Origin of the sequence: Sphingobium sp. MI1205, from assembly GCF_001563285.1 — a bacterium.
Taxonomy (GTDB): Bacteria; Pseudomonadota; Alphaproteobacteria; order Sphingomonadales; family Sphingomonadaceae; genus Sphingobium.
The window spans coordinates 2,161,026-2,173,858 of the sequence record NZ_CP005188.1; the positions used below are offsets into that span (position 1 = coordinate 2,161,026).

10 protein-coding genes and 1 tRNA gene are annotated in these 12,833 nt (G+C 61.2%); 5 read left to right on the plus strand and 6 right to left on the minus strand.

All coding sequences use genetic code 11. The features are described from left to right. Window positions 1-157 precede the first annotated feature (157 nt). Genes K663_RS10480 through K663_RS10490 form a run of 3 tightly spaced genes read right to left on the minus strand, consistent with a single transcriptional unit; the run spans window position 158 to window position 3,962 of the window. The gene (locus K663_RS10480; protein WP_062117078.1) at window positions 158-559 is read right to left on the minus strand and encodes a YdbL family protein; all 402 of its coding nucleotides are present in this window, start codon (window positions 557-559) and stop codon (window positions 158-160) included. Then, the gene (locus K663_RS10485; RefSeq protein ID WP_037466379.1) at window positions 556-744 is read right to left on the minus strand and encodes a YnbE family lipoprotein; all 189 of its coding nucleotides are present in this window, start codon (window positions 742-744) and stop codon (window positions 556-558) included. Before K663_RS10485 ends, K663_RS10480 begins: the two co-directional genes overlap by 4 nt. Further along, window positions 741-3,962 (minus strand): intermembrane phospholipid transport protein YdbH family protein, encoded by a 3,222-nt coding sequence (locus K663_RS10490; protein ID WP_062117081.1) that lies wholly within the window; start codon window positions 3,960-3,962, stop codon window positions 741-743. The genes K663_RS10485 and K663_RS10490 overlap by 4 nt, the downstream gene beginning before the upstream one ends. 131 nt (window positions 3,963-4,093) lie before the next feature. On the opposite strand from K663_RS10490, the gene radC reads away from it, so the two are divergent. Beyond that, window positions 4,094-4,789, plus strand: a complete 696-nt coding sequence (gene radC, locus K663_RS10495; RefSeq protein WP_062117084.1) for a RadC family protein — start codon at window positions 4,094-4,096, stop codon at window positions 4,787-4,789. Between the two features lie 51 nt (window positions 4,790-4,840). Here radC and K663_RS10500 read toward each other — a convergent pair whose 3' ends face one another. After that, complete coding sequence (locus K663_RS10500; RefSeq protein ID WP_062117087.1) at window positions 4,841-6,211, minus strand: DEAD/DEAH box helicase; 1,371 nt, start codon at window positions 6,209-6,211, stop codon at window positions 4,841-4,843. Between the two features lie 122 nt (window positions 6,212-6,333). Continuing rightward, window positions 6,334-6,765 carry a hypothetical protein gene (locus tag K663_RS10505; protein WP_062120713.1) on the minus strand — a complete coding sequence of 144 codons (432 nt, stop codon included), beginning with the start codon at window positions 6,763-6,765 and terminating at the stop codon, window positions 6,334-6,336. A 77-nt stretch (window positions 6,766-6,842) separates the two neighbouring features. Between K663_RS10505 and K663_RS10510 the strand changes: the two genes are divergently transcribed. The 3 genes from K663_RS10510 (at window position 6,843) to K663_RS10520 (ending at window position 9,561) form a co-directional block, all read left to right on the plus strand. After that, complete coding sequence (locus K663_RS10510; protein WP_062117089.1) at window positions 6,843-8,282, plus strand: FAD-binding oxidoreductase; 1,440 nt, start codon at window positions 6,843-6,845, stop codon at window positions 8,280-8,282. 131 nt (window positions 8,283-8,413) lie between these two features. Next, window positions 8,414-9,202, plus strand: coding sequence for a SapC family protein (locus K663_RS10515; protein ID WP_062120718.1), 789 nt, complete (start codon window positions 8,414-8,416; stop codon window positions 9,200-9,202). A 284-nt stretch (window positions 9,203-9,486) separates the two neighbouring features. After that, window positions 9,487-9,561: transfer RNA gene (locus K663_RS10520), tRNA-Glu, on the plus strand. A 247-nt stretch (window positions 9,562-9,808) separates the two neighbouring features. Here the strand turns inward: K663_RS10520 and K663_RS10525 are convergent. Beyond that, window positions 9,809-10,465 (minus strand): GntR family transcriptional regulator, encoded by a 657-nt coding sequence (locus K663_RS10525; RefSeq protein WP_062117092.1) that lies wholly within the window; start codon window positions 10,463-10,465, stop codon window positions 9,809-9,811. Between the two features lie 173 nt (window positions 10,466-10,638). Between K663_RS10525 and K663_RS10530 the strand changes: the two genes are divergently transcribed. Next, window positions 10,639-12,831, plus strand: coding sequence for a TonB-dependent receptor (locus K663_RS10530; protein WP_062117095.1), 2,193 nt, complete (start codon window positions 10,639-10,641; stop codon window positions 12,829-12,831). Window positions 12,832-12,833: the final 2 nt, after the last annotated feature.

Sequence of the window (12,833 nt, forward strand, 5' to 3'; positions counted from 1 at the left end):
ACAGATAAGCCGACGTCTGGCGGCATGGCGCGTGCGGCTGCACCCGTCAAGGCGCGGCCCGTTTAGAAAGGGCTTTCGGGATAGTCAACCGTAGTTGGGCAGGAGAATCATCCTGCAGGACGAACCAGCGGAAAAACTCCGCCAATTGGCGAGCTTACTATCCCGCCGTCGCGCAATAGGCCGGCAGCGAAATGGGCGCTGCGCCCTTCGTCTGCCACGGTCCGGCGCCCACGCGATAGACCTGTCCCTGCTTCACCCGCCTGCTCAGCGTCTGGCACCCGGTCGCGGCGGCAACGTCCTGTACAGTGACCCCCCGCTTGCTCGCGAGGTCAGTGTAAGCGGCGCGGCGCTTGATGTTGATCGATTCGACTTCAGACCGCACGGCGGCGCTGACCGATCCGGCGATGCCAAGATAGCCGTCAGCTTGTTCGCCGACCGCGCCCTCCGCCATGGCAGAGGCGACCGCCCCTGATTGCGCACGGGCCGGAGCGCTCACCACCAATCCGGTTGCCAAGGCAACGGCTGCACCAGCGGCGATCATCAAAAATTTGCGTGTCATTGCGGGAACAACTCCGGATTATTCTGGATAAGGTCTTGCGCGTCGCGCTGCAGCCGGACGACCACCTCCTGCTGCACCTTCACATTGAGGTTGATTTCGATCGGCTTGTCCGGCGCCTTAACCTGGATACAGCCCGTAAGAGCCAAACCGGCCAAAGCCGCCGCCAAGATTGCTTCTCTTTTCATTTCTGCTCCCTGTTTGGCACAGTGTCGCTTTCCACAGGCTTAACTGCAATCCCCTCGCGAATCTTGTCCTGCATCTGGTCGCCTATGCTGTTCTGGATAAGCGTAGAGGGATCAATCAGGGATTTTGCGGTCCCCAGCAGCCCGCGAAAAGGCGCGGAGATACGCACGTTGAAGATGAAGGGCAGACCCGTCAGATTCTGCGCCATACCTGCCGGAACGTCACCCAGCTTGCCGCGATTAACTCCATTGAACACGACATTGGTCACCATCTCGCCGTCCAACGCGCCATCCATCAGGATGGTGAGGCATTTATATTGCAGATTCTTGAGTGCGTCGAAGGCCAACCGCCCCATCGCGCCCAACTGTTGGTTCGAAACGGGACCGACATAGGACAGCGTTCCCGACTGGCGTGCCGGATCGCACGGGATAGCAGGCAGAACCCCTTCCGGCATTATCAACGGGGCCATGCCCTGCTGCCGCGCGACCAGCACTCCGCCCGCGACACGGCCGCCCTGGGCATTGAAGATAAGTGGCATGAGTCCATCGAATGTCCCCGTGGCCGAAATATTGTCCAGCTCCATCGTCTGAATGAAGGCGCCGGCGTCCAGGCCGATAACCCGGAAAGTCAGATAGCGATCAACATCCGCGCTGAAATCCAGCGTGGTGGGAAGGAGGACCAGCTGCCCGCCCGAGAAAGGCCACCCGCCACCCTCAACACGCACTTTCTGACCTGGGTCCAGCCTATAGCGGACGACACCGTCGCGCACCTCCACACCGGGATTGACTGTTTTCATCCGCGCTTCCTGCCCCGGAGCACTGACCAGTCCCAGCAGATCGGTGAAGCGCAATTCGCCCGACAGGCCTTCAACAGGGCCAAAGGCTGCGGCAAGATTGGCATTGTCCGTGCGGAACAGCCCGTCACTGGCAACCGCCGTCCCGTCCCAGCGGATATGGCCTTCACCCGTCACGGTTGCATCGACATTGGCGACGACGCCAAGCGCAAGCCGGGTCACATCTTCGGGTTGCAGGGCGGGACCGAAAACCAGTCCCGGCACGGTCAGGTCTGCATTGCCCTTTCCAGAACCAAGATCGTGCATGATATCGGCGCGAGCGACCATCGCGTCATTACGCGGCGTGCGAAGCGCCCCCGTGGCCACGATCCTGCCGTCCCGCAGCGTGAGCGCAAAATCCGGCGACTGCAAAGGTTCAAAGCGCGCGGGAAGCTGAGCATCGCGCACCGTGATCGCCGCCGCCAGCTTCAACGCTCCTCGCGCGAAGCTCCACTGCCCTGCGCCATTTTCCACGATCAGGGGAACGTCGCCGATCCTGCCAGCAGCGCCTGTCACCCGGCCATTCAGGCCTTGCGCATCGCTTTTCCCCGTCAGTGTCTCGGCAGTGAGCCGAACCGGTGACTCCTTTTCTCCGATCATCAGTTCGACTCTTGAAAGGCCAAAGCCTTCCTGCCCCAAAGCGATCCTCGCGCGGTCGGCGGACAATCGCATCGGACTCTGGCCGCTGCGGCCCTGCAAATCCAGGCTGCGGATTTCCGCGCCCGCCCGGACGCCCGCAGGCCCTGTCGCGAACAAGGCGCCTCCGCCGATAGGGCACAGCGTTTGCCGCGTCCGTCCCACGGAGAAGCTGCCATAGCGCGCCTCCTCCAGCGCCAGCGGCACGCAGCGGTGATTGATGGCTATCGCACCGTCTGTGCTCACTTGCCCTTCCACAGGGACCACAAGCCCACGCAACCGCCCATCCGGTAGCGGTCCGTCCAACCTGACGACCGTAGAAAAGCGGGTATCGCCTTGAGCCCCGGCGCTGAACCGGACCGGCTCCAACGCCAGCTTCGCTTCCCCGGCCGCATATGGATCAACGAAGAGCTGACCGCCAAAGCCGCCGCCAGGCCGCCGGGCGAGGCGAAGCGCTCCGCTTGGCAGCCCCCCTCCTCCAGTTGTCACCGCTCCGTTCAACGCCCAGTCGATCGTCGCGTCTGCCTTTCCGGGCCAGCCAATGGTTATGCGCCCATCGCCCGGCACCGCTATCCGGGCGCCGCTTCTCGCGTCGAAACGGGTGCCGGTAAGCACCAGACCCCCACCTTTGCCCCGCTGCGAAAATGCTATGTTACTGCGCAGAACATTGTCTTTGCCCGCCCGCCGCACAGCATCGGCCAGCCGCGCAACCAGGGGCGAGACCGGCGTGCCTGCGGCCGAGCGCTTCAAACCTGCCAGCGGATCGCGCCCCGCAAGACGTACCTGATGCGCGGAAAGCCGCCCCTGCGCCTCGGCGCCATCTTTGTCGATGCTCCAGCCACCGACGATGTCCGATTGCCCAGTCACGGCGCCTGCCATCGACAGCGCAGATGCACTGATCCTCGCTCGACCGGCGGTGCGTGCCGCGTTTCCGTCAAACTCTATCCGGGCGGAAGGTTTGGCGAGCACCGCACCGTTGGACTTCAACGCTTCCCCCGCCAAAACGACATGACCGTTCCACCGGTCGAGCGCTTTCCCAAGCCACAGATCCAGCTCGACCTGCGGCTTGGCAATCGCGGTCGCGCTGTCCCTGCAACCAAAAGCGGCGGCTTTCGCGGGGCCGGAAAGATGGGGGCGCTCATTTCTTATCGCGACGTCCAGCAATGCAGTCGAATCCGTAGCGCTGCATCCTGCGAAGGCGGCGCGGGGCATTGCAGCAGCGATACGTCCGTTAAAACCCGAGCGCAGATTGCCTTTGCCGTCGATCTGCATGCCAACCACCCCGGCATCGGTATCCAGGCGCAGTTGCGCGTCGTTCAATGCCAGCTTGATATCGGGCAGGCTGAATGGCGCCTTTGACGCAGGATCACGGAACTTGTCCAGCTCACCAAGGCGAAGCACACCGTCCTTATAGGATCCTCGCAACCGGACGCCGCCCGCCCGAACCGCCGCAACGCGAGGAGAAAGAGCCGTGAAGGCGATGTCCACTTCGACCCATCGCGCGGTCAGGTCAGGATCGGCCGGATCGCCCAGAACGATATTCTCGATTCGCTGCGTGCGCAGCCCGATCTCCTTCAGATCGTAGCTCGCCTGCAAGCCGCGCCGGTTCATCTCCCGTCCGATGAAATTCTCGGCAATGGGCGCGCGCTGAGTCCAGAGCGCCAAGAGGATCAGCGCGAGAGAACCCGTCCCCACGCCCAGCCAGCGGAGCCAGCCTCGGCGAAATTCCTCTTCGCCGTCCTCAACTTCCATATTTATGGCCAACCCCGGCTTTCAACCTTTGATCCGTAACGCCTGCATAACGTCCAGCGCCCCTTAAATATCCTTGCCCCGCAAATGTGCAACGCATAGGTCCATCTGTCTGAACGAAGGATGATAAGGCATTGGCGGACAGGGATGTTGCAGTCAGCCATGACGGCGTAGGGCATCGTGCACGGCTGCGGCAGAAATTGGCGGACAGCGGCGGCGAAGCGCTGCACGATCATGAATTAGTTGAGTATCTGCTTGCACTGGCGATACCCCGGCGAGATACCAAACCATTGGCCAAGGCGCTGCTGCGTGAGTTCGGCGGCATCGGCGGCCTGATGACGGCCGACTGGCAGGCCATTGCGCGCGTGCCCGGCATGGGCGACACCAGCATCGCCGCGATCAAGATCGTCCATGCGACCCTGCTGCGGATGCTGCGTAACGAAGTGGCGCAGCGGCCGGTGCTGGCGAGTTGGCAGGCACTGCTCGATTATCTGCGCGCGGACATGGCCTACCTTACCGTGGAACGCGTCCGGGTATTGCACCTCAACAGCCGCAACATGCTGATCCGCGACGAACATATGGGCGACGGATCGATCGACCAGGCGGCCATATACACACGCGAAGTCATCCGCCGCGCCATCGACCTGGGTTCGTCAGCGCTGATCCTGGTGCACAATCATCCCAGTGGCTCTCCTGAACCTAGTCGTCAGGACATAGAGATTACCCGCCAGATCGCTGAAGCGGGCAAGCGCCTCAACATAGCGGTCCACGACCACATCATCATCGGATCACAGGGCCACAGCAGCCTGCGCGCGATGGGACTGCTGTAGACAGTCTGCCCCCGCTCAATGAACAAGCCCAGAGGCTTCTTCGGACAAGGTTCAGCCCGTAAATCCGAAGGAGAGAAACTCCGGCACCGGACCGTTCCAACCGTCATCCGGCCCCTCACTCACCGGTTCAGGCCGACGCGGCCGCGCAGCTTGCTCCTGCCGAGCAGAATCCGGCCGAGCCGCACGAGGTTCCTCCCGCCGCCGGTCATCGCGCCGCTTTTCGGATTTACGTTCCGGCTTCCGTTCGGCTTGCGAGCGGCGGGGTTCCTCGTCGCTGTCCGGCGACACGGCGGCTGGCGACGCCGCAGCTGGCGCATTGATCATTTCGATCTTCTGCCCGATCAGCTTCTGAATATTGTCGATCGCCTCTGCGTCCTCGGCAGTAACGAAGGTATATGCCACACCCTTCGCGCCTGCACGGCCCGTGCGCCCGATGCGATGGACGTAATCATCGGGATGCCAGGGCGCATCGAAGTTGAACACATGGCTGACGCCCTTGATGTCCAGCCCACGGGCAGCCACGTCCGAGGCCACCAGAATATTGACAGTGCCGGCACGGAACCGCTCCAGTTCGGCAATACGCGCCGACTGGTCGATGTCCCCGTGAATTTCGCCCGATTTGAAGCCGTGGCGCTGAAGGCTCTTGTTCAGGTCGCGCACCGTCGTCTTGCGATTGCAGAAGATCACCGCGCTCAGCACATCTTCGGCTTCCAGCATCGCTCGCAACGCGTCGCGCTTCTTGCGCGAATCGACCTTTACCAGCCGCTGGGTGATGTTGATCGACGCCGTGGCGGGCCGAGCCACTTCAATCGACTTCGGATTCGTGAGGAAGCGATCGGCCAGCTTCTTGATCGGCGCGGGCATCGTCGCGGAAAAAAGCAAGGTCTGCCGCTGCGAAGGCAGTTTGGTGCAGATTTCCTCGATGTCCGGGATGAAGCCCATGTCGAGCATCCGGTCCGCTTCGTCGATGACCAGCATCGAGCAGCCGTTCAGCAATATCTTGCCCCGCTGGAACAGGTCCATCAGGCGCCCCGGCGTCGCGATCAGCACATCGACGCCCTTTTCCAGGGCTTTGAGCTGATCGCCCATCTGCACGCCGCCGATCAGCAGCGCCATGTTGAGCTTGTGATATTTACCGTATTTCTCGAAATTCTCGGCAACCTGCGCGGCCAGTTCGCGCGTGGGTTCCAGGATCAGCGATCGCGGCATCAGCGCGCGAGCGCGGCCATGCGCCAGGATGTCGATCATCGGCAGGACGAAGCTGGCGGTCTTGCCCGTCCCCGTCTGAGCGATGCCGATAATGTCCTTCATCATCAGCACGGGAGGGATAGCCTGCGCTTGAATCGGCGTAGGCGTGTCATATCCGGCCTCATCAACGGCCTTCAATAATTCATCGGATAGGCCGAGATCGGCAAAAGTCATTCAGTTGTCCGGGACAAAGAGGCTCTCCGCCGCTTTTGAAACGCGAAGGAAATCGCGCGCGCCTTGCTGAAATATCGGCTTCTTGTCAAGGAAATCGCGCAACAGAGACCCTGCGGATGGCCTCAATCTTCCGGTTCGGCCGGCTCCAGCCGCCTGAAACTGCCTATGATGCAAGTCAGTCCGCTGCGGGCCTGCAATTCATCCCGTCCTGAACAAAGCGATCCATCATCGTCCGGCTCGACATAGAAACCAGAATAGAATCCGATAGAATTACACCCTCTTTCCAATCGCGCGCGATAGCGATGGTTGTCCGCCAGCAACAGATCGACGCCATTTTCCACGACTACGCTGGCGGACCTTATCGATCGCAGGGCGATACATCGCGGCCCCTTCTTTTCTTTCCAGGCGCGCCCGTGCGGCGCAATGCGCGCTGGGGCTCGCCCCTTCTTTGCCATCGGCACGCGTATGATAACCCGCTGCTGGATCGTCATCTGCGCCAGCCGCACGGGTTCACCGGCGGGCGCAACAAGAAGCAGCAGGACGGAAGGCAGCAAATCGAACCCCTTTTGGGGCGGCACGCTAGGAGCCGGTGGTTGAACCGTCGATGAATTCCGGGGCATAGCATCGTCCCATGATAGGACAAGAGATCATAGATCAGTTCGTGGCGCTGCTGGGACCCAAGGGCGTCGTAACGGAACCGGACGACATAGCCCCGTGGCTCACTGACTGGCGCGGCCGATTCCACGGAGCCGCGGCCGCCATCCTGCAGCCCGATAGTACGGAAAAGGTCGCGGCGGCGGTCACCCTTGCTGGCGAACTTGGAGTCCCTCTTGTACCGCAGGGCGGAAATACGTCGATGGTAGGTGGCGCGACCCCTCCCCCCGATGGATCGGCTCTCATTCTTTCATTGCGCCGGATGAACCGCATTCGCGCCCTCTCACCGGACGACAATCTAGCCATATGCGAAGCAGGCGTCATCCTGGCTACGCTCCATGACGCGGCCGAAGAAGCCGGACGCCGCTTCCCGCTCAGCCTCGGCGCCAAGGGCTCTGCAACGATCGGCGGACTGATATCCACAAATGCTGGCGGCACGCAGGTCTTGCGCCACGGCACTATGCGGGCGCTGGTCGAAGGACTTGAGGCGGTTCTGCCCGATGGCAGCATTTTCCAAGGTCTCGACGCGCTCAAGAAGGACAACCGAGGCTATGACATAAAGCAATTGCTGATCGGCGCTGAAGGAACGCTCGGCATCATCACCGCAGCCTCGTTGCGCCTCGTTCCGGCCATCGCCGCCCGCGCGGTGGGCTGGGTGGGCGTCCGTTCCCCCGCCGACGCGTTGGTTCTGCTCCGCATGGCAGAGGCGCGCCTGGGCGACAGCGTCGAGGCGTTCGAGATTATCGCCGACGATGGACTCGGCCATGTGCTCTCCCACATCCCCGGCACCCGATGCCCCATTGAGACCCGAACGCCCTGGCACGTGCTGATCGAGGTGGATCATGCCGATCTGTCCGATCCCGGCCCGGCGGAGCGGCTTGAGGATGCGCTTGCACAAGCATTGGAAAACAGCCTCGCGGTGGATGCCGCGGTCGCCGCCAATGAAGCGCAAGCCTCCGCTTTCTGGCGAATCCGCGAATCGCTGTCTGAATCCGAGCGCGCGCAAGGCCCGGCGCTCCAATTTGACATCAGCGTACCCGTAGCGCGAATGCCCACCTTCATGATCGATGCGGCCGCAGCTGCGGAACGCGCCTTCCCCGGTACGACCGCGTCATCATTCGGGCATTTGGGCGATGGGAATGTTCATTTCCATGTCCGCGCGCCCAAAGGCACCCTCAATGGTCCAAACTGGATCGCCACGAATGGCCAAGCGATCAACGCCTTCGTGCATGATGCGGTCGTCGCCGCAGGCGGCTCCATTTCAGCAGAGCATGGCATTGGGCAGATGAAGCGCGCCGAACTGGGTCGCCTGGCCAGCCCGGCCCGGCTCCACGCGTTGCGCGCGATCAAGGCCGCTTTCGACCCGCAAGGCCTCATGAACCCAGATAAGCTGATACCGCGCCCCGAAGAGGGATAAGGCAAAAGGAAGCCCAGCACGGCCCGACAAAGCGATTGCCTCGCATCGCCAAGGTCTTTATCGCCCTGACCCAGTTTTTAGGAAAGGCGGCGCCTACGCATGCGCTGCTTTTGACAGAATGGAACAGCATCATGGCTAGCGCGCCCGCGAATAATCTTCCTGTCTTCTACAATGACCTGTTGCCGCTCAACAGCGTCGATCATACGGCCTATCGCAGCCGGACGGTGGAGACCGCGCCCTTCCTCACCAAGCAGCATGCCGTTCCCCTGACCGTCGATGAATTCGTCGCGGCTCAGCGCTTCGTCCCGATCATCTTTTCCGCGGGCGACGAAGCCGTGCCGCTCGCGTTGATGGGCTTGAACGAAGGCGTCAACACCTTCCTCGACGATGAAGGCAAGCTGCGCGGGCCCGCCTATGTCCCGGCTTATGTTCGCCGTTACCCCTGGATGCTGGCAAAGCTGCGCCCCGACAGCGACGAACTGTCGCTTTGCTTCGATCCGACCAGCGAGGCGGTCGGCGAATTTGACGAGGGCCAACCCCTGTTCGATGACGGCAAGCCGAGCGAACTGACGCAGGGCGTTCTCAAATTCTGCGAAGATTTCGAGCAGGCTGCTGCCCGCACCAGCCAGTTCATGAAGGATCTGAAGGATCTTGACCTGCTGATGGACGGCGAGGTCGCAATCCAGGTTCCCGGCAATGACCAGCCCTTCGTGTATCGCGGATTCCGCATGGTGAATGAGGAAAAGCTGCGCGACATGCGCGGCGACCAGCTGCGCAAGATCAGCCAGAACGGCATGCTGCCCCTGATCCATGCCCATCTGTTCTCCCTGCAACTGATACGCGAGGTTTTCGAATCTCAAGTTGCGCAGGGCAAAGGCCCCATTTCTGTCCCGCAGGCGCCACAGCCGGCCGAAGCCTGATGGAAAAATCGTCTTTTTCAGCGCGCTAGGGAAAAGGTTTTCACTCGCCACTTGAAAGTGGCGGAGACCTTCTTTATCTTTCGAACATACGGCGCACCTGCCCCCCTTTCGGGTGTGTCGTATGGGCGCCTCCCCCTTTGGAGGCGTCTCCTCCCTGAACCTTGGCCACCCCATGTGAAAACATGGGGTGGTTTTTTATGCGGCTCAATCCGGTCGCGGTTTCGCTTGACGGCAAGCGATGGCGCTCCTAAACGCGACCGCCTGCCAGCCGCCGATGCGGCCAAGGCCCCTTCGTCTAGCGGTCAGGACGCGGCCCTCTCACGGCTGAAACACGGGTTCGATTCCCGTAGGGGTCACCATATTTTTCAATATGTTATGGATTAGCGAAGGGGAATTTCCCTTATCTGCGCCTAGGAAAACTCAACTGCCAATTGATCCATAGCGACCTGAAGATGTGAAAGCCCGCTCTACCGCCTTATCAGGGCTGGCACCGGCGTGTTGATGGAACCGGCATTGCGCCCCCCCCCCCTGTTCCCGTTCGGCGTGTCGCGATCGTGAAACAGCCTCTTGTCGCGGCAGCAGTTGCGCACGGCACCAGCATATTGATTAATTGCCGCGCAGCGACCCTATAATGGTATCGTAATTGACCCTCATGATCTGGCGCACTTTTTGGGCATCGCCAGCGGTGATCGCATCAGTCAGCGCAACATAATTCTCGGCACAGCCCGACAATTTCTCAAGCGGCACGCCCTCGGCAATGATGTCGGAATGATAGCCATGGTTCATGCCGTCCATGGCAATGGTGATGTACCGGTTGTTTGAAAGGCTGTTGAACCGGTATTGATATTGCAGCAGTGATCGCATCACAAACCGCTTGTTACCGGTTTCCATGGCCGCTGCTATGACCGCACATGCGTCCCGTAACGGCTGGATTTCCTCCGGCGTGAGATGCCGCGCCATGACGAGGTCGGCGGCGAGAAACTGGAGCGCCGCAACCACTTCCATGATTTCGACGATTTCCTGCGGCGAATAGCTGCGGACGCGCGCGCCCCGGTTCGGCATGAGTTCAACGATACCGTCACCCGCCAGAATGCGCAGCGCTTCCCGGATCGGCCCCCGCCCGGTCGACAGTTCCGCCATCAGATCAGCCTCAATCAGACGCTGCCCCGGCACCATCTTGCCGTTCAGGAGGCGATCCGTGATCTGCGCAACAACGTCCTCGACCGTCTGGGACGCGCCCAGCCGATCGCTCCGCTTCGTCATATATCTCATACTCATATGCAGGTGTCTCTACCTCTTAGATCAACCCCGCACATGCGCAAGGCGCCTTCTCCATGGCCGACATTATCGTTTCATAATATTGTTTACAATCTGACGCAGGACTTATATCGGAGCGGTACAAACACGCTGGCGGTACGGCCAGGATAAGTTGGGGGATGACGATGCGTTTCACGGAAGGTCGGCGATTTGCATTAGGCGCGGGAATTCTGGCAATCGGGGTTTCGCTGGCCACGCCATTGCTTGCACAGGACAAACAGAGCGCGGATGGGGAGCTGGGAGACATCGTCGTCACAGCGCAACGTCGTGCCGAAAATCTGCAGGATGTTCCGATCGCCATCGCCGCTGTCGAGGGCGGCACTCTGGCAAAGCTGGGCGTGCGCCGCAGCGAGGAACTGTCGATCCGGGTGCCCAGTCTGACCATCGGAAACGATTCCAACATCGGCCAGCCCTATATTCGCGGCGTCGGATCGCAATATTCGTGGCCCGGCCTCGATCCCAGCGTCTCGCTCTATGTCGATGGGGGGTATGTCCAGCGGCAGGCCGGCTCGATCCTGGAATTTGTCGACATCAAGAATGTCCAGGTGCTGAAAGGCCCCCAAGGCACGCTATATGGCCGCAACGCGACCGGCGGCGCGATCCTCATTGAGCAGAATAATCCGCAAACCTCCGGTGTGGAGGGCTATGTCTTCACGGAATATGGCCGTTTCAACGACTGGCGCAGCCAAGCGGTTCTGAACCTGCCGGTCTCCGACACCCTGGCCGTCCGCTTCGCGGGCCAGTACCGTGAGCGCGACGGCTTCATCCACAATGTGCTGACCGGAAAGGATGAGGGCGGCGGCAAGTCCGTGCTCGCGCGCGGCAAACTACAATGGACGCCCAATGACGCGCTGACCGTCCGGCTGACCTCCGAATATTTCCGTGATAAGGGGTCCTACGGTTCGCTGCGGGAGCGCCTGTCGGGCGATCTCTGCCTGATTTGCAACATCTACGGCTTCACGCCACCCGAAGGCTTCTATGAAGTCAGCGGTCGCCCGAACCTGACGGTCGGGAGGTCCTATTCCAACAACCTCACCCTTATCTACCAGGCTGACGCCTTCACGCTCACCAGCATCACCACTTATCGCGACACCCGCTTCAGCGCGGACAATGACAATGACTTTTCCGGCCCAGATTTCCTGAACAGCGTCGTGACGGAGCGCGGCAAGACCTTCGTGCAGGATGTGCAGCTGTCGTCCAGTTTCGACGGCATGATCAATTTCCTGGCCGGCGCCTTTTACGAACGCGACCGCGCCCGCGCCAACCTTCATATTGGCGGCGATGCCACTGCAGGGGTGCCGTCTGTCGAAACGGACAACCGCACACGGCTCAATTCTTTTTCGGTCTATGGCGAGGCCTATGTCGATTTCGCACCGGACTGGCGCCTGACCGGAGGGCTGAGATATAATCGCGACTCCAAGAAGCTTGCCGTCGCCAACTCCCCCGGCGGCTCGATCTTCGGCGGCGGATCGCCTGCCGAGTTCGGCATCTCCAAGAGCTTCAGCGACGTGACCCAGCGAGCGGTCATCGCCTACAAGCCCGGCAACGCGAATTATTATGTGAGCTACAATAAGGGCTTCAAGAGCGGCGGATTCAACACGCCGACCTTCGCGCCGGTGACGCCGCTCAATCAGGAAAACCTCACCAGTCTGGAGGTCGGCGCCAAGAACAGCTTCATGGGTGGCCGTTTGCGAACGGAAGTTGCCGTCTTCCATTATTGGTATGACGATCTTCAGGTGTCACATGTCGACTTCAACACCGGCGGCATCGTGTCGCAGAACGCAGCTTCCGCTCGCACAACGGGCGTTGAAGGCAGTGTGGACGCCAAACTGTCGCGGATGCTCTCTCTTGGCGCTTCCGGCACCTATCTGCATTCACGCTTCAAGGACTTTGAAGGCGCCGCGATCTTCGAGCCTGTGCCAGGCGGCATTGGCCTCGCCAACGGGTCTGAGGATTTGAGCGGGCACCGCATGCCCTATTCGCCGACGTTCAGCGGCAGCGTCTATGGGACGTTGAGCTTCGACCTCAAGGGCGATGTCACGGCCGAGGTTTCCGCAGTGGCGCGCTATACCAGCGGCTATGATTTCTCGCCGGGTGCCAGCGGGCCGCTCCGCCTGGATCGTCAGGACGCCTTCACCATCGTCAACCTGAACGGAACGGTGCGGATGCCCGGCGGGCTGAGTGTCGGCTTCTACGTCAACAATCTCACTGGCCGGAAATACTATGCGTCGGCCGTCACCGCGGTCTATGCTGCGGAATATCATCCCGCCGCGCCGCGCACATTCGGAGGATCGATCCGTTACGATTTCTGACG

What these genes read in the sequence shown, in the direction of transcription:
- K663_RS10485 (WP_037466379.1), bottom strand. Translation starts at nt 744, where the DNA reads ATGAAAAGAGAAGCAATCTTGGCGGCGGCTTTGGCCGGTTTGGCTCTT.
- K663_RS10480 (WP_062117078.1), bottom strand. Translation starts at nt 559, where the DNA reads ATGACACGCAAATTTTTGATGATCGCCGCTGGTGCAGCCGTTGCCTTG.
- K663_RS10510 (WP_062117089.1), top strand. Translation starts at nt 6,843, where the DNA reads ATGATAGGACAAGAGATCATAGATCAGTTCGTGGCGCTGCTGGGACCC.
- K663_RS10525 (WP_062117092.1), bottom strand. Translation starts at nt 10,465, where the DNA reads ATGACGAAGCGGAGCGATCGGCTGGGCGCGTCCCAGACGGTCGAGGAC.
- K663_RS10515 (WP_062120718.1), top strand. Translation starts at nt 8,414, where the DNA reads ATGGCTAGCGCGCCCGCGAATAATCTTCCTGTCTTCTACAATGACCTG.
- K663_RS10500 (WP_062117087.1), bottom strand. Translation starts at nt 6,211, where the DNA reads ATGACTTTTGCCGATCTCGGCCTATCCGATGAATTATTGAAGGCCGTT.
- K663_RS10490 (WP_062117081.1), bottom strand. Translation starts at nt 3,962, where the DNA reads ATGGAAGTTGAGGACGGCGAAGAGGAATTTCGCCGAGGCTGGCTCCGC.
- K663_RS10530 (WP_062117095.1), top strand. Translation starts at nt 10,639, where the DNA reads ATGACGATGCGTTTCACGGAAGGTCGGCGATTTGCATTAGGCGCGGGA.